Here is a 24020-nt window from a genome sequence, read left to right as displayed (position 1 = left end):
CATCCGGGGCTCGTAATTGGCATTCGACATTCGTCAACTAAGATATGCAATCGCTGCAGCGGATCACGGCAGCTTTTATCGCGCCGCCCGCGCCCTTGATGTTGAACAATCAACGCTCAGTCGCTCAGTTATGAAGCTCGAACGATCGGTCGGCGCTCAGCTATTCTTGAGGTCACACTCGGGTGTAGCTCCAACGACCGCCGGGTTGCGATTTCTGCGCAGCGCCCGACCTATGGTCGCCAATGCGGACCGGATGATCGCCAACACGCGCGCGGCGGGCAGTGGCCGTGCAGGAGGTTTCGTTGTCGGGTTCAACAACTCCGTCTCTGCTGGAAACCTTCGTGCTACGCTGGTCGCCGCGCAACGCGAGAACCCTGACCTTAAAATCAACGGCGTCGAATCGGACCGCAGTGCACTTTTCGCGGGTCTCGACAGCGGCGAGATCGATATAGCCAGCCGCCCGATGTTCGCCGCCAGAACCGTCAGGAACATAGCAAACCGCAAATCGAGGCGCTGCGCAGCGTGATCGACGATGCTTTGCGCCGCCTGTCGCCCAAATCGAACATGGCCAAGGCTCTAGCCTATGGCCGCAAACGCTGGGATGCGCTCACACGTTATCTCGGTGAAGGCATAGCCGAGATGGACAATAACATTGCAGAACGCTCCATCCGTTCCATAGCGATAGGCCGCAAGAATTGGCTATTTACCGGATCCAAGGCCGGAGGAACACGCGCCGCCGCCATCTACTCGGTTATCGGAACCTGTCAGCTCAATGGCGTGGAGCCCCAAGCCTATATTACCGATGTTATTGAAAAAATCGCATCCGATTGGCCCGCTTCCCGATGGGACGAACTCATGCCATGGAACTGGACAGACGATAATAAACGGACACGTCAAGCCGCATAATACGCGGCCCACAGCTCACGCTTACACCGCAAAGTCAATAAGCTCGACTTCAAGAAACTCAAGCAAGAACTGGACACAGAGTTTGGCCCCGGTGAACTCTTTGTCGAAGACCAGGACGATCCTGTCACTCATGATCATCAGTTCAAACCCGGCAGCATTTTCCTTCACCATAGCTGCTGCAAGCGGATCGACTTGATTGTCCGCTACGCTGGCAAGACTTACGAGCATCGCTTCGCACCGAGCGTGACACTAAAAAAGGTCAAACGGCGCGCCGAAAAAAAACTCAATATCGACCCTGCCGACTCGGTCGAATTGTCACTGCAGATCGCAGACAGTTCTGACCGTCCGGACGAGGCGACACATGTTGGCTCGCTTGCCAATCCACCAACATGCTCAGTTATCTTCGACCTTGTTCCCTCAGACCGCATCAACGGCTAATCGATGACTCCTGACCAAGCTATTTGGGAACGCGATATTGGCGCGGCGTCTTTTCTGGAAGGCGTCGCGCGCAATCGGTGGTCAATCGTCTCACTCGATTGGCCTTTTGCGCTGTTCGGTATAACAGCCCGTGATGGTCGGATCTTCTATCTGAGGCTAAACTTTGCAGGCTATCCAGCCGCCCCGCCAACAGGCGGTCTCTGGGATCCTGAAACTGAAACAGTGCCTGCCCTCAACCAGTGGCCGACCGGTGATGCCGTGTTCGTAAGCGTTTTCAACCGCGGTTGGCAAAACGGACTAGCATTATATATGCCGCTCGATCGGGTATCCCTTAATGGGCATCATGATTGGCCGACTCAATATCCCCACCTTATGTGGCAACCTGACCGGGGTATCGTGCAGTATATTAGTGAAGTTCACAGACTTTTAAACGCGCGATGCTATCATGGCATCACCGGATAATCGTTTACGAATCTCATGGTATAAGTGGTGGCGGCTTATGCGACAACTGCGTCTTCGCGGTGCTGGCATCAGAGAAAGTGGTGCTTTTCTGCTCGGGTCCCGCACAGTCACCGGTGGCTGGGTCACGGATTTTGTCTTTTATGACGACATCGACCCCTACGCCCTTGCCCAAGGACATGTTCATCTAGCGGGCGCCGCTCTTAATCGAGTTTGGGACCGCTGTTCAGCAACTGGCTTGGAGGTTATTGCCGATGTTCACACTCATCCTGGCAGCTCCGGTCAGAGCCTTTCGGATCAGAACCATCCCATGATTGCAATTAGAGGTCACACAGCGCTCATCGTTCCCAATTTCGCTTCTTCTGTTTTGAATCTGCGCGGTATTGGCATCTATCGTCATCTTGGCGCACGCAAATGGATTTCTTTACCGTCTCCTCGCGCCGGTTTGCGAGGGCTAAAATTTTGAAAGGATTTATCTATGCAGCATGCTGACTTCAATCAGTTCGTCGATGGCTTCAACCGCCTAGCCAAACTTGATCTCGACATCGGCGAAGCGGTCGATCCAGATGCTGCAATGGCGCGGTTGATGAGCTATTCCGCACATGTCGCAGTAGGCCCAGAAATTGTCCAGAGTGTGGCTCACCAAATTGCACTGCTCACTTTTGTAAATATTGCTTCGCGCTTCGCATTAGGCGGTGTGACTGTATCCGGGCTCGGCGATGTACCACTACTCGCACCATGGCTTGGAAAAGATTTGAAATCAGCAGTCATCGCACTGGGCGGCAATGTTGGATCAAAAGCATCTGAAGCACCGGTTGTGATCATCGGCAGTATCCTGTCGACGCCCCCAGAGCGAGGTTGTCAGCTCACTTTCGAAGGCTGGCGCGGCGGTGTCGTGCCGCTAGGGCATCAACGTCTTAGCGAATGTGATGTGACAGCACCGGCAGCTGTGCTTTCGGGCGCATTTGCGGCAGCCGAAGTCTTCGCAATATTGCGCGGTGAAGCCGGTGCGGGCTTACGTCCTCAAGGGCTTTCGGTTTGGCGACCTGACGGAGACGCAGACTGGTTCTCCTCTATGAGTGACGGGCCAACGCTTTCGCAGTTGCCAAATCATCTATGGGTGCTCGGTCTGGGACATCTAGGGCAAGCATTTCTATGGGTATTGGCGATGTGTCCTTATCAAGATAGGTCAGCCGTAAAACTGGTACTTCAAGATACCGATATAGTGACGGGTTCAACATCGAGCACATCAATCTTGACGATTGACGGTAGTACTGGACGCAAAACCCGCACAGTAGCAACGCTTTTTGAATCGCTCGGGTTCATGACGAGCTTAGTCGAGCGGCCATTTGATGATGGATTTTGCAGGCGTGCCGACGATCCGTCAATTCTCGTCTGTGGCGTCGATAACGCCTTAGCCCGTAGCCAGGTAGAAGCGCCCGGTTTCCCGCTTGTGATTGAAGCCGGAATCGGCAGAACTGCGGATGACTTTAGATCTGTTCGCCTGCACAGTTTCCCTGCACAACGGAAGGCGTCGGCACTCTGGAAAGCTGGTGCTATTGAGCCGGACATCTCAATAGGAAAGACTCCAGGGTATAATCGCCTCAAAGAGCAGGGCGTTGACGACTGCGGGCTTACGCGTCTTGCAGGCACAGCGGTCGGTGCGCCCTTCGTTGGGGGCATCGCCGGGGTTCTTATGCTCGGACAAATATTGAGACTGTTGCACGGCGACACACTTGATGCAGTTATTGATTTTGATCTGCGCGCATTAGATGCACGACGTGCCGTAGGTAATTCGGTGTTAACTCAGCTCAATCCTGGGTTTCAATCATGTATTTAGGCGAACCACCGTGAGATTCAGACGTTACATATTGTTTCAAAACGGAACCCTAGTTGAGCAGTATGGGCTGATTGATTTCATTAGTAGAAAGAAGTTGTCAGTGTGATAATTCTAGCGTCAGCTAGCAAGGGAATTTTGGGGGTATCGAAAATATGCAAATGTATAATATTCAGATCAAGACATTTTGGCGGCCAACGGAAATGATTTCCTGATTCCGCCTTCCTATCAAAGAAAAGTCAAACACCTCATGAACTTTACATTTCTTCACGCAGCCGATCTTCATCTTGATAGCCCCCTCCTCGGTTTGGCGAGCAAGTCAGCCGACTATGCCGAACGCGTTGACCGCGCCTCACGTGACGCTTTCGAAAAGCTAATAGAACTTGCCATTGAAGAGGGCTGCAGCTTCATCGTATTGGCAGGTGACATTTTTGATGGAGACCTTCGCAATTTTGAGACCGGTCTTTTCTTCGTCAACCAGATGCAGCGTCTTGAAGAGGAAGGGATACAGGCCTTCTTGATCCTCGGTAATCATGATGCAGAAAATCGTTTCGCGGCCAAGCTCTCAATGTCGGCTAATGTTCATCTGTTCGCCAGTAAGGCAGCCGAGGCGATTGCCATCGAAGCGCTAAAAGTCTCTGTCCATGGCCGCAGCTTCCCTCAACGTGACGTGACCGAAAATATCGCACGAGATTATCCACCTGCAGTCGCTGGCCATTTCAATATTGGCGTGCTGCATACAGCATGCCAAGGAAGCGAAAGTTATCACGCGCCTTACGCTCCGTGTAGCGTCGAACAGCTAGTCAATCATGGCTATGACTATTGGGCGTTGGGCCATGTCCATGCACGCTCAGTGCTAAACGAACATCCTCATATCGTTTATCCCGGTAACTTGCAGGGACGTAGTCCGCGGGAAACCGGGGCTAAAGGTGCAACAATCGTCACAGTTAGCGACGGTGAGGTTGCGCATCTCGAACATCACGACCTCGACGTCGTTCGCTGGTTCGTCGTCACGGTAGATGTCGCCGAAACGGAAGGCCGCACCGGACTGATCGACCAAATCCGTAACGAAATTGAGGAGGTCTGCAATGACGCTGGTGATCGTGCTCTAGCAATACGCTTACGGCTCGTTGGCGAAACCAACCAACACCAACAACTTCTAATTGAACAACAGATTTTGCGCGAGGACATCGCCGTGCTTCTGGCGACACTGGCGCAAGACATCTGGCTAGAAAAGATTGTGATAGCGACAAAGGCCCCTCCCCTGCCAAGTTCGCTCGACCCGACGGTTTCGGGCCAGCTGGCAGCCGAGATTATAGCGGAAAGCGCTGATTTCATAAACGAGCTGATCGAGGAACGAATTGCAGAGGTTCGTGCAAAAATGCCTGCTGCTGCGCATGCTGACGCCTTTTTCGAAATGCTACGGGAAGATGCGCCAAAGCGCGCGCGCATATTGGCGCTCTCGCTGGTAAACGAAACGGAGGCCGGCGATGCAGCTAACTGAATTGACGCTTGAGCGTTACGGGGCTTTTGCCGAACGCATCCTCCCAATTCCAACCAATGCGGGTCTCACAATTATTTACGGCCCCAATGAAGCCGGCAAAAGCACATGCCTAGCAGCAATAAGCGACTTCCTGTTTGGCATTCCAGAAAGGACCCCTCATGCGAGCCTATTTGGTTATGATGGAATGAGAGTGAGCGCTGAGTTGGTCGATGCTGATGGAACTGCATTGACATTGCGCAGACGTCGTGGCCGTGTTCGCACCCTATCCGATGCGGCAGGCACACCCCTTGATGACTCAATCCTAAATGGGATGCTCGGCGCTACCACCCGCGAGCGTTTTGCGACATTATTTGGGCTCAACCATGAGACGCTTCGCTCAGGCGGATCGAGCCTGCTCGCGGCAGAAGGTGATATAGGTCGTTTGATAGTAGAAGCAGGCGGAGGTCTACGGTCGCTTATGGCGCGGCTAGATTCCATTGATGAAGAAGCGGACAAACTCTTTGCGCCGCGCAAATCAAGCGAGCGCGCTTTTTACAAATCCCTAGAGACATTCGATGCCGCTGAACGCGAGGTTAAGCTCCACACGGTGACGCGTGATGCCTATGAGAAAAGCCGAAAGGCAGCGGATACCGCGAACAAAAAACTGGATGATGCTCGGGCCGAACGGCAAGATGTGAGTACCGAAATTTCCGTTCTGGAGCGATTAGTGCGGGCCGTCCCACATATGCTCGCGCTCGATCAGTTAACTGCAGCATTGAACGAATATGAGGATATCACCGCGCTAGAGCCGGACTTTGACAAACAGATAGAAGCAGTACTTATGCTGCGTGAAGAAGCTGGATCAGCCCTAACAAAAGGTCGTATAAATAGGGATAAACTCGCACTGCGGTTTGATGCGCTGGAGGTTTCAGAAGCATTTATTGGAGCAGAGGCAGCAGTTCGCGATCTCTCCGAACAAGCTATCCATGTTCGCAAAGCTCGGACTGATCGGCCAAATCGGCTCAAAGAGATCAAAAATGACGAAGCTGGACTTACGACACTCCGGCGCATGTTACACTTGGCTATCGATGCCGATTTAACAACCCGTTTGCCGAGCCAAGAAGCTTTGGATCAAGTCCAGAAACTGGCAACACAGGCAATCGAGCGCGGTGCCGCTGTCGTTGCGGCTCGGGAACGCAAAGCCGACCTCACCGACCGTCTTGAGGTATTAAAGCATCGGCTCGATGTAGCGATTGCCGCCGGCTATCAAAAGCCGGTAGAGTTTAGCCCGGTACAATTTTCTAACCTGGCCACGCAGGTAGGGACAACTGAAACGGCCCGGCGCCAAGCGCTCGAAGCAATGACCGAGGTGACAGAAACAACTACTTTCCTTGGTTTTCCAACTTCCGACGCGCTTGCTTCTTTCGATTGCCCTTCGTCGGAAGCCATCCGCGCTGAACAAGTCGCGTGCTCAAATCTCGAAAAGTCCCGAGCGGACCAGCTTGAACAAAAGGTCGGCGCCGAAAAGAAGGCAAAGACGGCAATGAATGCCATTGCAGAGTTCGAGGCAACCGGCCCAGTGGCTTCAGACAGTGCGCTAGCCGATGCGCGCAGTGCACGCAGTGATACCTGGTCGCCTCTGCGCGCTGCTTATCTTGATGATGCCATCCCCGCAGACACGGTAGTCCGGCGCAAGGAGGTTGAAGTCTATGAAAATCAAATCCGGGATGCCGATGATTTGGCAGATCGGCGGGCGGCAGAGGCGAAGCATGCAGCCAATCTTGCGCTCGCCCGTAAGCAGCTCGAAAGCAGCAATATTGAGATCGAAGGGTGCATTGTGCTGATTGAAGATATTGGCCATCAGCTCGAAAAGCGAACCAGCGTCTTCGCGTCCGCCTTTCCAAGTGCAACCGAACAATACCCCCAGCTTTCAAGCCTGCTCGAATTTGCCGAACGCCGAGAACTGGCTCTGGCCGCGCTCGCCACTGCACGCGCACTCCAAGTTGATGTTGATCGCCAAGAAGCCGACCTAGAGCCAGTACGCGCGCTATTCGAGAGCGCGCAAGTCTTAATGAAGACTACGCCCGCGGAAGGGCAAACGTTTGTTTCCCAAGTACACGCATTATGCGCGGCGCTCGGCAAACATGAAAGTGGGCATGCGGACTATCGGCGCGATTTGCGTGATTATGAGGAGCTAGGGCCAAAAGCGAGCCGTGCGGAACAGGAACTTTCAGGTCTGTTGGCGGCTCAAAAAAGCTGGGACCAACAATGGAGTGCCGCGCTGGTCAAACTAGGGCTCGATTCCAATCTTGCCCCCGAACAAGCAGGTACGCTAGTCAGCGAATGGTCTGGAGCCCGTGCGACGCTAGGGACGATAGCACAAGCCCAAACGCGGCTTACCCGCATGGATGAAGATGAAGCGGCATTGCAGGTGGCAGTTGACGCATTGGGTAAAAACCTCGAGCTCGCATTGCCAACAGATCTTCTTGCGGCTGCCGATCAGATTAAGGCGCGGTGGCAAGAGCATGACGCAATTCGAGGGCAGCGCGACGCACTCGCACCCGATGTTGAGGAAGCCAAGGCTGATTGCGCTTCGTTGGAGGCGGCCGATCGCAAATCGCAAAAAGCGCTGGAAGCAATTGCGGTGCGCGCTGGTGTTCCGGCTGAAAGTGAACTTTTGCGCAACATTGGTAAACGATGTGCTGCTCGGTCTCAACTCTTGGAAGAGAAGACGCAAACGGAGCGATCAATAGCGGATGTGAGCGATGGACTCTCCATTGCAGCCTTACGTGATCAATGGGCAGAACGCGATGTAGATGTGCTTCGAGGCGCCTTGAGCTCTGCTCAGGAGCATTCAAAACAGTTGGAAGCTGAACTCGAAGTTACGATACTTGAACAAAAGACTGCACAAGATGCTCTCGGCCAATTTGCTGCTGAGTCTGGTATAAATCATGCCATCGCTGAACGCGAAAGCGCGGCCGCTGCCATGCAGATCGCTATCGAACGCTATGTCGAACTCACTGTAGCGCGCGCGCTGGTCACTAAGGCAATCGAGAAGGTCCGTAACGAGCAGCAGGATCCATTAGTTAGCCGTGCAGGTGAACTTTTTGCGTTCACGACGCGCGGAGAATTTGCAGGAATAGACACAGATATTGACGACAAAGGCCAGCCCGTTGTTGTTGGTCGGCGAAAAACAGGTTCTGCTGTTTCGGTTGCGAATATGAGCGATGGAACACGTGATCAGTTATTCCTCGCGTTCAGGCTGGCAAGTCTTGAGAACTATGCCGCTTCCACCGAGCCGTTACCATTCATTGCAGATGATATCTTGGTACATTTCGATGATGAGCGCAGCGCAGCTACACTGGATCTCCTCGCAGAGTTTGCAAAAACCAACCAGGTTTTGCTGTTCACCCATCATAGCCGAGTGCGTGACGATGCTAACCGATTAGAAGCTAAGGGGTTAGCAAACATCGTCGAGATTGAACGCGTCTAGATATCTGCGTTTGCTAAAACTAAGAAACCATCCGCAATTGAGCCCACCTCTGCTGAACGTCGCTGTGATGGTTCGACTAAAGCCATCTCGCCAACATTGTCGCATCGGCCACGCATCGCCAGATTGAACCGCCCCGGGATTGCCGGAGGCCATTTGGTTTAAGTTAAGCGGCCATGTTGGTTTCGTCCAGCATGGCGTAGTAGTTTTTCTCAGCTTCCACGGGCGGGATATTGCCGATGGGTTCCAGCAGCCTTTTATTGTTGAACCAGTCTACCCATTCCAGTGTGGCATATTCGACGGCCTCTAACGACCGCCATGGTCCGCGCCGGTGGATTACCTCTGCCTTGTAAAGGCCATTGATTGTTTCAGCCAAAGCGTTGTCATAGCTGTCGCCGACGCTGCCGACCGATGGTTCGATGCCTGCCTCGGCCAAGCGTTCAGTATATTTGATCGATACATATTGACTTCCGCGATCGCTGTGATGGATCAGACCGCCGCGATGCGTGGGCCTGCGATCATGTAAAGCCTGCTCCAAAGCATCGAGAACAAAGCTGGCATGGGCGGTTCGGCTCACCCGCCAGCCAACAATGTAGCGGGCGTAAACATCGATCACGAAGGCGACATAGACAAAGCCCGCCCAGGTTGCGACATAGGTAAAATCTGACACCCACAGCATATTGGGCGCTGGCGAGTGGAACTGCCGGTTCACATGGTCAAGCGGACAAGGCGCTGCTTTATCGCTGACCGTGGTGCGCACTGGCTTGCCTCGTATCACGCCTGCCAAGCCCATGTCGTGCATCAGCCGTTCGACCGTGCAGCGTGCAATATCATAGCCTTCACGCTTCATCTGCCGCCAGACCTTGCGCACGCCATATACCCCGAAGTTCTCGGCAAACACTCGGGCCACCTCCGGCTTCAGCAGTATATCGCGCTGCGCGCGGGCTGACATGCGTGATGGATCTTGCCGCTTGGCCACATGACTATAATAGGTTGACGGGGCGATCGGCAGCAACTTGCAGATCGGCTCGACCCCATAAGATCCACGGTTATCGTCGATAAACGTGATCATCGCTTGAACGGGCGGTCGAGCTCCGCCTGAGCAAAATAAGCCGATGCCTTACGTAAAATCTCGTTGGCCTGGCGCAGTTCGCGGTTCTCGCGTTCCAGTGCTTTTAGCTTGTCAGCAACATCGCTGGGAACCCCGGCGCGCGTGCCGCTATCCACTTCCGCTCGCTTGACCCATTCATGCAGTGTCGGCGGTGAGCAGCCGATCTTCTGAGAAATGGACACCACCGCTGCCCAGCGCGATGGATAATCCTGTCTGTGCTCCAGCACCATGCGGGTCGCCCGTTCGCGAACCTCCGGTGAAAACTTGTTTGTGGTCTTGCTCATAATAGCTCCTTCTACTCAAGAGTTGGAGCCTCCGGCAATCCCGGGGCGGTTCAGATCGACAGCCAATTCTCAGTTTCCGCACACAATTGACTGCTGCAACATTGCACTGATAGGATTGTCCAAACCTTCGTCACTTCGAAAACGATCAAGAAATTACTCAATTAGGGATCTCTAATTATACGGGGAATAGATTTTCATCGCCTTTGATGTCAATCATATGCTGATAAATCACTAGGCTCTAAGACTGGTAAACAGAGCGTTCAACGCCCCGTCGTCGAACTTTTCATCCTCCGCGGAGGACGAAGTTGGAATTGTTGGCGGGCTGGCAACCGGCACAAAATTTTCTTCAATATGCCCGATACGCTCATCAATTGTCATCAACGCTGAGTGGAGACGGTAACCCGATACGTTCGCTCTGGGTGCCAATTTCTTGATCGCTTCAGAATAATCAGACAAAGTAGATTCAGATTCTTTCTGCTCGCACGTGTCGCCTAAAGGGGGGTTCCAATCTTGCGCAGACGGCCTGCCTCGACGGCGTTATAAACAGCCTTCGTGATTTCCGTGTTCGATACAAACACTTCTGGCATATTTGCTATGGATAATTCGGGCATTAACGTGCTCCTTTTGCCAATTATACCGATTTATCGTTAGTTAAGAAGGCATTTTTCCGATTTTTCGCAATTTATGTAGGATTTCGACGAGATTTTGAAAGTGCTTGATGATACTCGCCATCTTGCGACCAAAGGGTTAGCCACTATTGTCAGATCGCCTATCCTAAATACATGACATATCATGTCTATTGACATTATATGCATGATATGTCATGTATTTTTAATGCCGCGCGCCTCAAGAGTTACATCGGGTCTACCACCACAAAGCAAGCGAGCGCTTGTGTCGTTGGGCAAGGACATTGCCGTAGCCCGCAAACGGCGCAAGATTAGTCAACAACTCATGGCCGAACGAATGTTTGTGTCGGTCCAAACAGTCCAGCGGCTCGAATCTGGTGACCCTACTGTAGGCATTGCAGTCCTTGCCAGCGCATTGTTCGTTCTCGGGTTTACCAAGCGACTTGCAGGATTGGCAGCTCCAGAAAGCGACCAAGTTGGTATGCGCGAACATCTGGCTCGGTTGCCAAAGAAAACACATAGTGGATCCTCTAAAGATATGGATTTCTAGGCGCTTATGGCTGTGATCGAGACCTATGTTTTTGTCCATTTGGCAGAGGGACCAGTGCCCGCAGGAATTCTGACAATGACAGATGAGCAGCGGACACAGTTTTCAACTTTCGCTTATGGCCGCCGCTATCTCGAGCGCCCGGACCGGATTCCCGTCGACCCTGTAGCATTGCCATTGACCGGTGGGTCGGCGGATCAGACATTTCGAACCGAAGAAGGATTTGCTGTATTTGGCGGCATTCGCGATGCCGCTCCTGATGGTTGGGGCCAATATTTGATGTACAAGGCAATGGGCGACAGAACGCCAACGGAAGCCGATCTTATACTAGCATCAGGCGATTACCGGGTTGGCGCATTGGCCTTTGGTCCGACGCCAGCACAGCCGAAGCGCATTACGCCTTGGGGTGAAGGCGATGCACCTGGCGAGCATTTCAACTTAGCCGAACTCGCTGAAGCGGCCGAACGCGCCCAAAAGGTTGACCTGCTTGATGAAAACTTACGCAAATTGCTAACCGCCGGATCATCACTTGGCGGTGCTCGCCCAAAAGCCGCAACTGAGATTGATGGCCAGCCCTGGATCGCGAAGTTCCAAGCACAAAAAGACACTTTCCCTGAATGCCGGGTTGAGCTGGCAACAATGCGTTTAGCAAAAGATTGCGGGCTCGACGTGCCAGCTCTTGGATTTGAAAATATACTTGGCCGTGACATATATATGATTGAGCGGTTCGACAGGAGCATGAATAAGCAACATCGCACTCCTTTTGCCTCCGGACTAACGATGCTGGCGGCCCATGAAAGTGAGGTTAGCCAGTATAATTATCGCGATTTGGCCGCTGTCTTGCGACAACACGGGACAATGGTAAAAACCGATCTGAACGAGCTTTTCAAGCGGATGGTATTCAACATTCTGGTGACTAATGATGATGATCATCTACGCAATCACGGGTTTTTATATGATGGCGATGGCTGGAGGTTGTCACCTTTGTATGACGTTGTCCCCAAACCGCAAATTGGATTTGAGCGGCGACTGGTCTTGGGAGTTGGCCCACAAGGCCGGGACGCAACCCTAGTCAACGCCATTGCCGGCGCGCCCGATTTTGATCTTTCGCTTGAAGAAGCAAAGGCTGTTACCGCCGAGCTTGCTGGAACTGTTGCCAATGGATGGGAAAAAGCATTCCGTGAGGCCAGTATCAATGCAGCGGATATAGCACGGTTTGCGACTTGCTTTAGAGAGGCCCAAGCAAGCTAACCGGTGGGTGCCAATGTGCAATTTCTCAAACAGATTTTTTTAAACCGCCTTTATGCCGACCACCAAGTTAGTTGCCGTATCGGCGGATCTCTAAACCTTCACATCGAAAAAAACCGCAACAGACCTAATACAGATACCCAAAGGCCCCACAGCGCGAAGGCTAATAGCAACCCAAATTCCAAGCGAAGGTGCATCAACTGTTGCAGGCGCAGCCCTCGCCTTTGTGGCAGACCTTATCTCGAGCTATGCAACTATCCCCACAAGTCTTGCCTTTGCTGCACATCTTGCAGCAAGCGCTGGTTTGCGCAAAGGCGGCCCCGGACGCGCAAGGATTGATTTCCGTAGGCCCAAGCAAACTAACGACAAGCGCAAAAGATACAACAATAGATGTCATCATAATTGCCCCTCGGAGCGAGGATTGCACATAATAAGAAAACTGCCGAATCTTTGGATTGATAGTTTCGGCCAGAACCTAGTCTATCCCCCCATACATTACTTTGACGATGATATTCTTGCTACGGTAGATGGTAAGACCGGATTCGTTTTGGAGGGATCTCGCCATCTTTGACATTTAGTTAGAAATGTAGCCCCATGCTCAAAATATCAAACAGGGTGAACCATTTCCAAACGGTTGATAACTTTAAGTCTGTTAAGGGCGCTTTTTTCGGCCGCAGACATTTTCCAGGTCATAGGTTTTCCAACGTAATACGGTACCACTGGTAATCATCTCGCAAGAAACGTTGCGGCCATCAGCGAGCAGACACCATGCGGCTGTTCGATCTCCCTTTCCTGATCCGACAGAGAGACATTGCATAGCCGGAGCACTAACAATCACATGGCCCTGCTTGTGGCTACCCTTTGCTCCGCCGAACAGACTAACAAGCCGGTCACGCGCCTTGATGCCGCTTGCCACTGGACATGGGTGGTCCGGTCTGCACGAGCCATCAATTTCACGCGCGGCGATGCCTGCAAGCCGAATTTTCATGCCCTCCCTGCACCAAACTGGCCCATCACCGTCCCAGACGGCGATGGGTGTGCATTGAAACTGCTCGCCCGCAGCTACAATAGGTGCCTCAGCCTCTGCCGAACAGGAATTCAGCAGAAAAGCGGCTACAGCTATGGGGCCAATCATTCTTTTAAACACGGTCATTTTCGACCTTTCAGCCGCATCTCCAAATTCTGAGCGGCACAGATAAATAATCACCGGAAGCCGCTGCCCCGATCAAAACCACCAAAGATGTGATTATTTGATTCGTCATAGGCGCTTTCGCGTACCTCGGCCTCTACGGTTCCATCACGACCCCTTCGGGTTTTAAGATCGCTTAAGCTGACACGGTTTTGGCGCGCCCACAGGTCGACCTCTGCTTCGCTGTTGAATGAACCAATTTTCCTGAAATGCCAGTTACTCATCTTAATTCTCCTTGTTTGGATAGAGGTTGTAGTCAGTTGTAAACCTTCGAACGAAATCGCACTTGCTCATAGTTCCATTCCCTTGCTTTTTTCAGGCAATGAGAGGGGCTGGTTCGCCTTTTCATCATTTCCTTGCGTGGCTGACGTCTGCTGCCTCGGCGGCTCCGCTTTGGTTTCAGAAATGGGACCGGCGCGCAGCTTGTCGTCGGCTAGGCCAAGTCCCTCAAGACTGCCGGGATCAAAGGGTTTGTCTGGATCGCGAGCGGCAATTTTATGCTTATCGACATCAAGCCTGCCAGCTTCTTCAAGGGCAGAATATTTATCGCCTGTGGTACGATTAAGCTGACGGCCGAGTTTTTCCTTATCGTCGGTAATGACCTTCACATCGTCGCGGACACGGGTCACAGCAACATTGAACAGTCGCTGGTTGGACAGATAGCGCTCTTCCGATCCCATCACCACCAAACCCTTGTCGGTGGTAATACCCTGCGCCATGTGCATATTGAGCGCATATGCCAGATCGATGCGTTTCAGCATCGGATCGTCCATACCAAGCCGCACAACACTCTTGTCGCTCCGCTCGACCATCACGCCGCTTCCATCGATCCCCACGACGCGGCCAATAGAGCTGTTCAGCAAATCGCGTGTTTTATCATTTGCGGTCCAACGTATCTTGTCGCCTTCATGGATTTGAATATCCTTGGTGGCCGTCAAGTTAAGCTTGTCGAGTTTTACGCCAGACGCCAGCTTTTGAGGGTCAAACGTCTTGCGCTTGCCATTGCGCTCCACTTCGACCTTGCCGTTCTGAAAGACACGCGACACCCGGTACTCCCCGCGCTCAAGTCCGACAGATTTAAGGCGGGTCCAGACTTCGAGCCGATGCCCCGGCTGATAGCTATGCGCATAGCGTAGCTCCTCGCGGGTTCGGTCAACCCGGTCTGCCACTGTCAGTTTGAGACCGTCGCCTTTCAGTTTGCCCTCGTCTTTAAGGCCGGTCTGAATGTGTTCATTGAGATTGGCCCGGGTGTCGCGCCCACTGGTAAACAACATGGTTTTGTCGCGTTCATTCTCTGGTAGATTAAGCCAGTATTCGGTCGCCGTTTCCACGCGGCCGTTCGTCTCGATTACCCGGTCGCCCAGCAATTTGAGCGCGTTACCCGCGCGCCCAACATTGGTAAGCGCTGCAACGGCGCGCAGTTCCGGCGTTCGCTGGCGCAAATTCTCGTTCATTTCCGCTGTGGAAACGCCGCCTGCCTGTGCAACCGCGAAGGATTTACCGGCATCAATGGATAATAATTGCTTGCGGTCGCCAACCAGCACAAGCTTCTCCACACCGGCTATATTGGCGATTTGGGTGAGACCGTGCATCTGGTCATTGGAGAGCATCGATGTTTCATCAACGATCAGATACGAGCCGTTCAGCAAATCGCGAGATTCTTTGGCCCGCTGCGGATTATCACCGGTCAGCAGCGCATCATGCTGCATAAGGAAGCTCGCCACCGTCTTTGCTTCCAGACCGGTTCCCTCTTTGAGATCGGCAACCATCTTGTTCTGGAAAGCAAGGCCCAGGCTCGGCACTTTTTCAAAGTCGAGAATATTGGCAACCGCGCCGAGCATGGTCGATTTGCCAGCTCCTGCAAGTCCCTGGACGGCGACAATGCGGTCACTTGAAGCAATGATCGTGCTTGCAGCTGCCATCTGCCCATCATTTAGCGGGGGTTGTTTTGAGGCTCCCGAAAGAACCTCTACCGCCCGTTCCGGCCTGACCAGCGGCAGTACGCTGTTCTTGCCGCGCTCAATTTCACCGAGAATCCCCGCTTCTGTTTCAAGCGCATCTCTCGTCGTCACCATCTCGACCACATTGTCTGACCGCGTTTTATCTCCCGGCACCAGTTCGCCCCGGTTGGTGAGTTCGATCAGGCGTTTGTCAATCAGCTCCGGCGTTACGCCATTTAACCCAAGATCAACCGCTGTCTTCGTAACCTGATGCACCTCGAACGCGGCTTCGCGCTGTGAAAGAATGCGGATCGCGCTCGCCGTTGCCAATTGGGTCCTCGCGACCGGCCCTGTCATCATCACGCGTTTCAGCGCGGTATCAACGAGCGGGTCACTTGGTTTTTGCAGTGAATCAAGAACGAATTGGCGCGCGCCCTTTAATCCGCCTTCGATTGCTCCAACCCCGCGCTCCAATAGCCCATCCTCTTTATTGGCTGACACCTTTGCCTGCTCGATCAGCTTCTCCGGCACAAAACCGAGGTCAGCTGCGCGCGCTTTCCACTCCTGTGTCAGCGCGCCTCTATCTTCGACAGCAATCTTGTCGTCACGTGTGCGTTTGGTGATTTCACGCAATCCTTGCTTTGTCGCGGTGCCAAGCTCGGTCGCTTTGGCCAGTATATCCGCGCGGCGTTGGCTGAAGGCTTCGCGCACATTTTTAGGCACACCGGCAATCTCGAACGTGCCATGCTTGCCCTGCAGCTGGACTGTATAGCCTAGCTTTTCGAGCGAATCCCTAAACGCAGCATGATAGATTGAGCTGATCACCGTATTATTGCGCCAGATCTCACCATTATGAAGCGCGCGCCAGTTCCCGTCAGGCATCCGCGTCATATTCGCTATCACGGCATGGACATGGCCCTGCGGGTCGAGCGCCCGGCTCGTGTCATGCTGAAACAGGGCATAGACCAGATTTCCCGTCCGCACCGGTACTGCACGGCCATCGATCTTCTGCCGACCTTCGGCAAGATTGGCCTCTACCCAGCGCATTGCCGTTTTAACCGCACCCACATGGGCTTGGGTTATACGTGTATCGCCGCCGACGAGTGAGAGCAGTGAGGCTGATTTGGGCATCGAGAATGTGAGGTCCATCCCCAGCGCGCGTTTACCGGGTTCACCAACCTGTGATCGGTCCGGCAGCTTGCCATTGAGAATATTTTCGAAAGTTCCTGCGTCAACCTTGCCAGTGGGATTTGATAGCGGCATCTTTGCCGTTTTTTCAGCCCCGGCAAAAGTGTCAGCGCCGTTTTCTGTCCCGCCGCCCGGCAGCTCGGGATTAAATGAGGCCCCGTCCGCTTCGGCGCTCTCTGGGCTCGCCAAAGCGCCATTCTCAGCAGCTCTTCCGGGGCTTTCCTTGCTCTCCTTGCCCGCGCCCTTTTCACCATGGTCTTTCTCTCCGGCACCGTCCTCCCCGCCTGGCGCTTCCGCCTCACCTGGAGCATCTTCTTCCGGTTCAGCATCGCCAGGAACATTTTGATCCTTCCCCTCCCCTGCCCCCGATTCATCTTCATGGTCTTCACCGGGTGCCAGACCGAGTAACTCCGCGCCTTCACCGTACCAGATCGATTCCTCGGCCGATTCCTCAAGCGTATAATAATTATCGGCAGCAAAATATTTCGCTGCACCGCCTGCACTGCCAACAGGAGCCATGGAAATCATTATTCGATCTCCATCCCGTCGTCTTCAATATGATCGCCATCAACGCCGTAAGCGGTCGCAAGATCCTTGGCGGTGGCCTCGAAACGGGGATCGCGCTGGCTCTGCGCACCGTGCGCCGCAAGCCCGGGCTTCGCTCCGGGCGTTTTACCCGCTTCAGGCTGTTGGTCTGCATCAACCCCTTGCCTGGATACTTCGCGCGTGGCTTCGTTCTGGGAGGCTATCAATACCGCTTCGACTCCCTCATCACCTGCCGGCTTCATGTCCGGCCCCGGCTCATCCGGCTTGACATCATTGACAAGTTCAAGCGCTGCAGCAACTGCGCTGGTCCGGCGTGCCGCCGCTTGCCTAGCGTCCTCTCCCGCTGCATTGCTGCTGTCCTCAAGTTGATCGCCGGGCAGCTTTCCAGCTTTGTAACTAGCCTTGTCCTGCGCTTCGCGGCCGCCAGCTTCCCCCTCCCCTTCGCCCTCGTCGTCATCCTCCCCACCGAGCAGCACCTTAGCCAATTTGGATGCGGCGCGAGCGGGTTTGCCAGATAATGTTGCGTCTGTTCGCGGTTCGAAGCCGAGCGCTACCTGGGGGTAATCCTTGAACTGGAGCACCACTCGCGCCGCCGGAAAGCCATCGGGAAACTTCACAAACCCGTGGAGCGCGGGAAGATTGGTAATGTCATCAGGAATGACCAGCGGCGCAATTTCCTTTTTGGGCGTAAGCGTCGAGGCATCACGCAAATTATTATAGCCATAGCTATAGGCTTCATCCATCTGCCGAACCTCGCGGTTGCCGATAAATTCAGCGCAAGTTTCGGCGGTCTTGCGGTCGGCGGTCGCCAGAATCAGTTTCGTTCGCGCAAGGCTGGTCAGGTTTTCGGCGCCCTCGCGGCCATAAACAGCCTGCAAACGCGCAATCGAATGCAGCCCCAGTACGATCGCCCCGCCAAACCCGCGTGCAGTCTGCAGCCCATTCTCGATAGCAGGAAGCCGGTGCAATGCGCCAAGCTCGTCAAATAGATACCATGTGCGCAAGGACCGCGTGCGCGGCAGTGTCATCAGTGTATTGACAGAAAGGTCGAGCCATAAAGTCAGCAACGCCTTGTAGAGTGGGAGATCGACGTGGCGCGCGGAAACGAATAGCAGGCTCCCCTCCTTTTTCTCGCGGCGCACCCATTCGCGTATCGAGAAAATTTCACCATCTTCAGGGAGGCACATCAAAGCCTCGGCATTGGTGTTAAACACTGCCCGGATGGATTCGGCCATGCGGGCGGCTTCAGGTGCAGTAATCGGGTCGGCGGTTGTGTCCTGAAGGATCCGGTGAACACGCTTCAGATCGGCTGTCATCAGATTCTCAGCGAGCGCGCGGTTGGTAGTTTGACCATGCTGCGTGAGCTTCAAGCACATCTGCACGAACAGCATCCTTGCGGCGAGCACCCAGAACGGATCGGAGCCGCCGCCATCATGGGGAACGAGCGCCTGCGCGGCAGCCGTAAACTCTGCTTGCGTAGAGCATTCATCGAACAGCGACCAGCTGGGACAACGCGCATCACCGGGATTGAGAATGATATCAGTGCGCTCGTCGTAAAAGGCCTCGATAAATGCCCCCGTCAGATCGAAGATAACCGCGCTGCCGCCGCGCGCGCGAACCTCGGCAACGACATTCCTGAGCTGTGTCGTCTTGCCCGCACCGGTTGTACCAACCAGGATTGTGTGGCTCGCTTCCAGTCCGTAAGGATAGGGAATTCCGGCCAGACTATAGGGATGATGCAGCCCGGCCTTGATCCGTTCGGTTAGCGGCAAAGCGATGACCTGCGGGGCGGTCTTGCCGGGAAACAGCTGCGCTGCTGATGTGACAAATTCGCGTTCATTATGGGCCATGACATCGGCGAGCAGGATGTCGCGCGACACCAGCATTGCGCCGCGCTCATGCCGCTCCTCGAGGATGGATGATCCGCGCCCCTGTGCCAGGGTTATAAACCACCAGATGACCGGCAACGCAAACAGTGTCGCGGCGCATAGCGCGCCAAACAGAGCGCGTACTGCCTTGGCCCATGCAACCTGCACATCGGGGACCAATGGAATATAGCCTATCGGCACCTGCCGCAGCGCGTCATCGGACAGCACGATGTTCATTGGCTTCATGGCATCGAACTCCATCCAGCCCGATATGGCCGACCAGATCCGCCACGCGCAAAGCTGGATCTCATGTTCGCCCATGACTGAGTAAAGCATGATCCAGTACACCGCGATGAAGCAGGCCAGCCAGATCAGAAGAGGCACTCGTGCCCCCGCCATGAACATGAAAAACTGATGCCCGATCAGCTGCGATCCGCGGGTAAATTCACTAGCGTTTCTGAGCACCCGCCCCCTTGCCGAATGATGCTCCAGCGTAACGGGCGAGCGATCAAATCTGAGGTCACTTCTGGCCATGAAATTGCTCCATTCGCTGCTCCACGGTGCGGATGACCTCATCACGTTTATTGGCGGGAAGCTGGCGCAGCAAAACATCCACCCCTGCCTGCGAAAATTCTGTAATGAGAGCGAGACGCTGGAGGTTGATGCCGCCGCTCTCGCGGTCGGTTTCAACGCGCTGAAGATATTCCTCGATCGCGCTGCGAACGACATCGACGCCGGAGATACCGCGCGCACGCGCAAGGGCTTCTATTTGCTGCTGAATGGATGACGGTAATCGAACCGTCGTGCGAATAGTGTCTGTCAATTTACCAACTTCCGTTTGGACAACGGCGCTGGTGAGACCTACGCAAAGCAGATAGCGATATGCGCCCTGCCCTGCCGGGTGTCAACTCACCTTGGCGGTGCCTGTCAAAACGGCGGCAGTCTGACTCAAAACAGATCGCGGGCCCGTCCTGCTAAGCCATTGATATTTCAAAATTAAATGAAAAACCGCCGGTTCCGCTCCCAAACGCGTCACTCTGACGCACATGACCTTTCTTATAACTATCTATATTTACACCATAAAATCCGCACGGCAGTGCATACGGTGTGCCACTTTTTTCCCCATGTTAGCGATATTGATTGAGGGTGATTGTTCATTCCCGGTTTCAGAATTTTGGGTTTTCCGGTGGGGCAGCGCGAAACGCAATTATGTACTCCAGGCATTATCACGAGATTGATTAAGCGATTTCCGCTTGATCGATCAACCAGCTCGCGAAACGAATTGGAGCTTTGGGAATCGCAAAAACAATCAAGCATTGGAAATGAAAAACGGATCAGCAATGCGCGATCATTTGGACAAAGAAACGATCTTGACAGATCGCGATTCCAGCTACTGGCTCAAGATGATTATCGAGACGGGTTACCGCCTCACGCTCGGACACGCTGCGAGAAGATTTACCCTCCCCTCTGGTGCTGGAATATTTCAGGTTTACCAGCGCGCCTCGGCTTCAAGGCGCGCTGCATTTCCTCGGCGCTGGTTCAAGCTGCGCGGCTTTCTTCTGTCTTGATTTCCACCTGATGAAAAACGGTTACGGGCACGCCAGCCTCGCGCATTATCTGCGCCAGATTTGCTTGCACGCCTGAACCTTCGCAAACGATTGCTTCAACGGGGTCCAGCTTGGCAAGTAGCTTATTGCGTTTGAACGGCGCGGCATTGCCATAGCCGCGATTAAGGCGAAAGGCGATTAGTGGCACGTCCTGCGCTGCCGCCCATGCTGCCGCGATAGCGTCAACGCCTTTGCCCTGCGCTGTGGTCGCAAGTGTCATTGTCGGGACACGGGTTTTTAGCAAGTCGAGCCTGTCCCAAATCCGCTGGTAATCTTCCCAATCCTGACCGCCGGAAATAATGACAATCGGGCCTGATGGTGCTAGCTGTTCGCGTCTGATTTTGGTTCGTGCTGCCAGAAATTCCCGCGCGTCAATCTGGCTGGCGGTCAATACGGATGAAACGCGCGAGCCTCTTAAAGCGCTGAACGGATGCCCGCTATTTGCGCGGTAAACTTCGCCGGCATGGTCGCGCATACATTCCAAAGCCTCGCGGGCTTCTGCAAGGCTCTGGCAACGCATTTGTGCTTCTTCAACCTCGCTTGCAAAAACCTCGCTCGGGTCGGAGATGCGGGCAAGTTCGCCAAGTTTCACGGCGGCGCTGTCTTCCTCGCCTTCGATCTGACGGGCAACAACATGGAAGCTGTTTACAATTCCCCATGCGATACGCTGGGCGATTGGCTCCATGCGGGTATCGCTCATAAGGGCAAAAATTTCGCTCATCATGGATTTGACGCATTGTTCTGCTTCAAAGGGGCCAGGCATATCGGCGCTGCTCGGTTCCTCGGCAATGTTCAGCTGTGCCTGGGCAAGGTCGCTGGTGAATGCTCTGTGATAGGCCGGTGAGGCTGTCTCTTCTTCATATACTTGGCCAAGGTCGGCAAAGCTGCTAACGGTTTTCGGGTTCTTGGGCATTTCAGTTCCTTTGGACAAAAAGAGGGCAGGAAGCGGCTAAGCCCCGCTCCCTGCCCTTGTTCATTTCAGACTAGCTAGCTGCATCGCTGGTGGTTTCGCCAAGGTCAGCCTTTTTGGATTTGGCTTTTCCTTGGGTCTTTCCCTGCTTTGCGGGGCTGCCGTCAAAGTCCTGTTCGCCGTTTTCGCTGTCGCCTTCGCCCTGATTAGCGGGTGCTGGCACATCGTTGCGAGTGCGGCGCGGTCTGCTCCATGCGATTGCATAGCTTTCATCTTCGCGCCGGAAACAAGCGATATAGAGAGGCTTGACCATAGACGGGTCGTCAATCGAGCCCTGCAAGAATGCCTCGCCGGTTCCGTTAGACGTTTGCTCCCAAAGCGCGCCAACTTTTACCCATGAACCTGCTGCACTTCGTGCGTGGATTTCATAGACTGGCGCGTTTTCGTTGGTGCTGTGAACCTCGCGCAGGGCAAGGGTCATAGCTACGGCCAGCGTATCGATTTTACCGATATAAAAGCCGTTCGTGTTTTTGGTCAGTTCTCCGATATTAGACATTTTCAGTTCCTTAGTTTTTGGCTTGGGATGTTTAGCTGTCCCTCGCCGGTTGATTGTCAAAGCGGCCTTTCCGCCTGACAAATACCCTTATAATAGATACTCTGATATTAGCCTATCTCATTGTTTTCTTGACACTTTTCCGATCATAACTGGTGAACCTGAGCCAGCACGTCGCGTCAGCGACAATAAGAAACACAGGGGGACGCGAAGCGCCCCCTTCCCTCCTGGTCGGCCGCGCACACAAATATCCTCGGTGTTCGATCACACCCGGAGCCACCTTCGCCAGTGGCCGCAAGACGCCCTTCGGGCTCTTGAAGGTCAACAGGCACGGGAGGGCTAGTGAAGTTTGGCAGATGGGGGTCGGCGCTTCTCGCCAGAGAAGCAAACGCCGGCGACCCCCATCTGCCTAACGCAGCTTGCCCGACGCAACTCGTTGACCTTTGAAACCGCAAGGGCAACGCAGGGACATCTGGTGAATGTGGCATAGGGGGTTATCGAACATCGGTGCGCGTCCGGCGCAATGCCCGCGCCCTCGCGGGCATTGCTCTTCCCCTTCCCGTCCTCTTTCGTTTCCTTTGCCCTTGCGTCAGGGATGGAAGCCCGCAGGGACGAGACCTCGGGGCTCGTTCGGAGCGCAGCGCAGACGACAGCCCGCCCCGGCCTCGCGCCGGGGGACGCCCATAATCTTGAGCATTGAAACCATTCATGCCCGCCTCATCCAGTCGCTGGCGCAGCCATGGCGCGGAGATAACCACTATGATGACGATTGATGGCGCGCTGCCGGCTCAGCCAGAAATGCCGAGGATATATACCCCCGGCGGAACCGGCGCTGGCAAAAGCGATATTTGGGCGCAATAGCATTGATATTGGCGATGATTGTCCATTATTGATGCGGTATAGCCTGAAACGTGACAGCGGCGGTTTTCAGATGGGCATGGAAGTGGCAACCCTTTCAGAAGCGATCGAAATGGCGTGTCTGGCTTTGAATGAGGGCGATGATGTCACGCTGGAGGATACCGGCACCGGAAAACTCTGGACAGAAGCCGAGATACTGAAACTGGCGCAAGGCGCATAGCGCCGCGCTGCCAGCAGGTGAGTTCGGCGCGCCAACAAAGACTGTACCCTGCAAACGCGCCGGATAGAGCGCCGTAGCCCGGCGCGCTTTCAGAGTGCCAGCGGGTCAGCATAACTCAAACACTGAGGGAAAATAGGCATCTTTCCTGAGCTAGTGTTCGACGAAAATCTTAATTCCCAGAGCGACGAGAAGGACACCTCCTGCGACCTCGGCGTATTTTCCGATGCGCGAGCTTGCCATTGCGCCGATTAACACGCCCAAACCGGAAAGCAGCGCGGTGAGTATCCCGATAGCAATACAAGTTAGCAGAACCGGAAGCCCAAGTGCCGGTAAGGTGATGCCGGCAGCAAAGGCGTCTATGCTCGTTGCTATCGCAGCTGCTCCCAATGCCCATCCTGAGAGACTGGGAGCAGGATCGTTTCCATTCCTGCCCAGCGCTTCCCAAAGCATTTTTATCCCTAAACCGCTGAGCAGAATGAGAGCAATCCAGTGATCATAAGCGCTGATCTGCGAAACAAAGGCTATTCCAAGCGCCCATCCCAGAAATGGCATGACGCCCTGCGCAACGCCAAAAGCCGCTCCCGTCCGAGTGGCGTGAAACAGTGAATTATGCCCTGCGGCACCTTGAGCTACCGCTACCGCAAAGGCGTCCATCGCCAAGCCCGCCGCCAGAGCCACAATGAGAAACAGGCTTTCCACCCTCGCGTTCCCT

At 54.2% G+C, this 24020-nt stretch carries 22 protein-coding genes, 1 pseudogene and 1 other annotated feature; of the genes and pseudogenes, 12 read left to right on the top strand and 11 right to left on the bottom strand.

From position 1 onward, the window contains the following. Nucleotides 1-16: 16 nt before the first annotated feature. Nucleotides 17-526 (top strand): LysR family transcriptional regulator, encoded by a 510-nt coding sequence (locus ACWFTY_RS17230; protein WP_447527001.1) that lies wholly within the window; start codon nucleotides 17-19, stop codon nucleotides 524-526. Next, nucleotides 454-906: pseudogene (locus tag ACWFTY_RS17225) on the top strand (IS66 family transposase); the annotation flags it as partial. The gene ACWFTY_RS17230 and the pseudogene ACWFTY_RS17225, both read left to right, overlap by 73 nt. A 21-nt stretch (nucleotides 907-927) precedes the next feature. Here the strand turns inward: ACWFTY_RS17225 and ACWFTY_RS17220 are convergent. Then, a complete protein-coding gene (locus ACWFTY_RS17220) occupies nucleotides 928-1077 on the bottom strand; it encodes a hypothetical protein (RefSeq protein WP_447527000.1) in 150 nt (49 codons plus the stop codon). 21 nt (nucleotides 1078-1098) lie between these two features. On the opposite strand from ACWFTY_RS17220, the gene ACWFTY_RS17215 reads away from it, so the two are divergent. From ACWFTY_RS17215 to ACWFTY_RS17190, 6 genes are all read left to right on the top strand, one after another. Beyond that, a complete protein-coding gene (locus ACWFTY_RS17215; RefSeq protein ID WP_447526999.1) occupies nucleotides 1099-1344 on the top strand; it encodes a hypothetical protein in 246 nt (81 codons plus the stop codon). A gap of 3 nt (nucleotides 1345-1347) precedes the next feature. Continuing rightward, nucleotides 1348-1806 (top strand): DUF7665 family protein, encoded by a 459-nt coding sequence (locus ACWFTY_RS17210; RefSeq protein ID WP_447526998.1) that lies wholly within the window; start codon nucleotides 1348-1350, stop codon nucleotides 1804-1806. Further along, on the top strand, nucleotides 1790-2269 hold the full coding sequence (locus ACWFTY_RS17205; RefSeq protein ID WP_447526997.1) for a hypothetical protein: 480 nt from the start codon (nucleotides 1790-1792) through the stop codon (nucleotides 2267-2269). The genes ACWFTY_RS17210 and ACWFTY_RS17205 overlap by 17 nt, the downstream gene beginning before the upstream one ends. Before the next feature lie 12 nt (nucleotides 2270-2281). Further along, complete coding sequence (locus ACWFTY_RS17200; protein ID WP_447526996.1) at nucleotides 2282-3643, top strand: hypothetical protein; 1362 nt, start codon at nucleotides 2282-2284, stop codon at nucleotides 3641-3643. A 184-nt stretch (nucleotides 3644-3827) separates the two neighbouring features. Then, nucleotides 3828-5144, top strand: a complete 1317-nt coding sequence (locus ACWFTY_RS17195) for a metallophosphoesterase family protein (protein ID WP_447526995.1) — start codon at nucleotides 3828-3830, stop codon at nucleotides 5142-5144. Next, complete coding sequence (locus tag ACWFTY_RS17190; protein WP_447526994.1) at nucleotides 5131-8616, top strand: AAA family ATPase; 3486 nt, start codon at nucleotides 5131-5133, stop codon at nucleotides 8614-8616. Before ACWFTY_RS17195 ends, ACWFTY_RS17190 begins: the two co-directional genes overlap by 14 nt. 163 nt (nucleotides 8617-8779) lie before the next feature. Here ACWFTY_RS17190 and ACWFTY_RS17185 read toward each other — a convergent pair. Together ACWFTY_RS17185 and ACWFTY_RS17180 are read right to left on the bottom strand one after the other, a co-directional pair. Then, nucleotides 8780-10008, bottom strand: a protein-coding gene (locus ACWFTY_RS17185) for an IS3 family transposase (RefSeq protein ID WP_422343068.1) whose coding sequence is annotated in 2 segments (ribosomal slippage) — nucleotides 8780-9720 and nucleotides 9720-10008 — 1230 coding nt in all. Because the reading frame shifts where the segments join, the coding sequence is not laid out codon by codon here. Further along, nucleotides 9611-9727, bottom strand: a sequence feature (AL1L pseudoknot). Its footprint overlaps the gene before it by 117 nt. 231 nt (nucleotides 10009-10239) lie before the next feature. Beyond that, complete coding sequence (locus tag ACWFTY_RS17180) at nucleotides 10240-10464, bottom strand: hypothetical protein (RefSeq protein ID WP_447526993.1); 225 nt, start codon at nucleotides 10462-10464, stop codon at nucleotides 10240-10242. A 441-nt stretch (nucleotides 10465-10905) separates the two neighbouring features. On the opposite strand from ACWFTY_RS17180, the gene ACWFTY_RS17175 reads away from it, so the two are divergent. After that, complete coding sequence (locus ACWFTY_RS17175; protein ID WP_447526992.1) at nucleotides 10906-11184, top strand: helix-turn-helix transcriptional regulator; 279 nt, start codon at nucleotides 10906-10908, stop codon at nucleotides 11182-11184. 6 nt (nucleotides 11185-11190) lie between these two features. After that, entirely contained in the window at nucleotides 11191-12432 is a 1242-nt protein-coding gene (locus ACWFTY_RS17170) for a type II toxin-antitoxin system HipA family toxin (protein WP_447526991.1), read from the top strand. Between the two features lie 649 nt (nucleotides 12433-13081). On the opposite strand, the gene ACWFTY_RS17165 is transcribed toward ACWFTY_RS17170, so the two are convergent. From ACWFTY_RS17165 to ACWFTY_RS17145, 5 genes are all read right to left on the bottom strand, one after another. Then, a complete protein-coding gene (locus ACWFTY_RS17165) occupies nucleotides 13082-13564 on the bottom strand; it encodes a thermonuclease family protein (RefSeq protein ID WP_447527014.1) in 483 nt (160 codons plus the stop codon). Between the two features lie 68 nt (nucleotides 13565-13632). After that, the gene (locus ACWFTY_RS17160; RefSeq protein WP_335660520.1) at nucleotides 13633-13842 is read right to left on the bottom strand and encodes a hypothetical protein; all 210 of its coding nucleotides are present in this window, start codon (nucleotides 13840-13842) and stop codon (nucleotides 13633-13635) included. Nucleotides 13843-13908: 66 nt separating this feature from the next. After that, nucleotides 13909-17274, bottom strand: a complete 3366-nt coding sequence (gene mobF / locus ACWFTY_RS17155; RefSeq protein ID WP_447526990.1) for a MobF family relaxase — start codon at nucleotides 17272-17274, stop codon at nucleotides 13909-13911. Continuing rightward, nucleotides 17274-19142: a type IV secretion system DNA-binding domain-containing protein gene (locus ACWFTY_RS17150; protein WP_442955454.1), complete on the bottom strand. Its 1869-nt coding sequence runs from the start codon at nucleotides 19140-19142 to the stop codon at nucleotides 17274-17276. Before ACWFTY_RS17150 ends, mobF begins: the two co-directional genes overlap by 1 nt. A gap of 538 nt (nucleotides 19143-19680) precedes the next feature. Continuing rightward, a complete protein-coding gene (locus tag ACWFTY_RS17145; protein WP_335660517.1) occupies nucleotides 19681-19983 on the bottom strand; it encodes a CopG family transcriptional regulator in 303 nt (100 codons plus the stop codon). A gap of 430 nt (nucleotides 19984-20413) precedes the next feature. On the opposite strand from ACWFTY_RS17145, the gene ACWFTY_RS17140 reads away from it, so the two are divergent. Continuing rightward, the gene (locus tag ACWFTY_RS17140) at nucleotides 20414-20728 is read left to right on the top strand and encodes a hypothetical protein (RefSeq protein ID WP_447526989.1); all 315 of its coding nucleotides are present in this window, start codon (nucleotides 20414-20416) and stop codon (nucleotides 20726-20728) included. Here the strand turns inward: ACWFTY_RS17140 and ACWFTY_RS17135 are convergent. Continuing rightward, nucleotides 20700-21680, bottom strand: a complete 981-nt coding sequence (locus ACWFTY_RS17135; protein ID WP_335660515.1) for a DUF2493 domain-containing protein — start codon at nucleotides 21678-21680, stop codon at nucleotides 20700-20702. The genes ACWFTY_RS17140 and ACWFTY_RS17135 overlap by 29 nt on opposite strands. 70 nt (nucleotides 21681-21750) lie before the next feature. Continuing rightward, nucleotides 21751-22293, bottom strand: a complete 543-nt coding sequence (locus tag ACWFTY_RS17130) for a DUF736 domain-containing protein (RefSeq protein ID WP_447526988.1) — start codon at nucleotides 22291-22293, stop codon at nucleotides 21751-21753. 829 nt (nucleotides 22294-23122) lie between these two features. On the opposite strand from ACWFTY_RS17130, the gene ACWFTY_RS17125 reads away from it, so the two are divergent. Next, nucleotides 23123-23308, top strand: coding sequence for a hypothetical protein (locus ACWFTY_RS17125; protein WP_447526987.1), 186 nt, complete (start codon nucleotides 23123-23125; stop codon nucleotides 23306-23308). Nucleotides 23309-23458: 150 nt separating this feature from the next. On the opposite strand, the gene ACWFTY_RS17120 is transcribed toward ACWFTY_RS17125, so the two are convergent. Continuing rightward, complete coding sequence (locus tag ACWFTY_RS17120; protein ID WP_335660513.1) at nucleotides 23459-24007, bottom strand: manganese efflux pump MntP; 549 nt, start codon at nucleotides 24005-24007, stop codon at nucleotides 23459-23461. Between the last annotated feature and the right edge of the window lie 13 nt (nucleotides 24008-24020).

This window comes from Parasphingorhabdus sp. NYA22 (genome assembly GCF_976973735.1).
This window is presented reverse-complemented; position numbering and strand designations above follow the sequence as displayed.

Excerpts from the sequence above, each read along its gene's own strand:
- ACWFTY_RS17150 (WP_442955454.1), bottom strand. The coding sequence starts at position 19,142 with ATGGCCCATAATGAACGCGAATTTGTCACATCAGCAGCGCAGCTGTTT.
- ACWFTY_RS17190 (WP_447526994.1), top strand. The coding sequence starts at position 5,131 with ATGCAGCTAACTGAATTGACGCTTGAGCGTTACGGGGCTTTTGCCGAA.
- ACWFTY_RS17205 (WP_447526997.1), top strand. The coding sequence starts at position 1,790 with ATGGCATCACCGGATAATCGTTTACGAATCTCATGGTATAAGTGGTGG.
- ACWFTY_RS17170 (WP_447526991.1), top strand. The coding sequence starts at position 11,191 with ATGGCTGTGATCGAGACCTATGTTTTTGTCCATTTGGCAGAGGGACCA.
- ACWFTY_RS17160 (WP_335660520.1), bottom strand. The coding sequence starts at position 13,842 with ATGAGTAACTGGCATTTCAGGAAAATTGGTTCATTCAACAGCGAAGCA.
- ACWFTY_RS17165 (WP_447527014.1), bottom strand. The coding sequence starts at position 13,564 with ATGATTGGCCCCATAGCTGTAGCCGCTTTTCTGCTGAATTCCTGTTCG.
- ACWFTY_RS17125 (WP_447526987.1), top strand. The coding sequence starts at position 23,123 with ATGCGGTATAGCCTGAAACGTGACAGCGGCGGTTTTCAGATGGGCATG.
- mobF (WP_447526990.1), bottom strand. The coding sequence starts at position 17,274 with ATGATTTCCATGGCTCCTGTTGGCAGTGCAGGCGGTGCAGCGAAATAT.
- ACWFTY_RS17200 (WP_447526996.1), top strand. The coding sequence starts at position 2,282 with ATGCAGCATGCTGACTTCAATCAGTTCGTCGATGGCTTCAACCGCCTA.
- ACWFTY_RS17220 (WP_447527000.1), bottom strand. The coding sequence starts at position 1,077 with ATGGTGAAGGAAAATGCTGCCGGGTTTGAACTGATGATCATGAGTGAC.
- ACWFTY_RS17210 (WP_447526998.1), top strand. The coding sequence starts at position 1,348 with ATGACTCCTGACCAAGCTATTTGGGAACGCGATATTGGCGCGGCGTCT.
- ACWFTY_RS17135 (WP_335660515.1), bottom strand. The coding sequence starts at position 21,680 with ATGCCCAAGAACCCGAAAACCGTTAGCAGCTTTGCCGACCTTGGCCAA.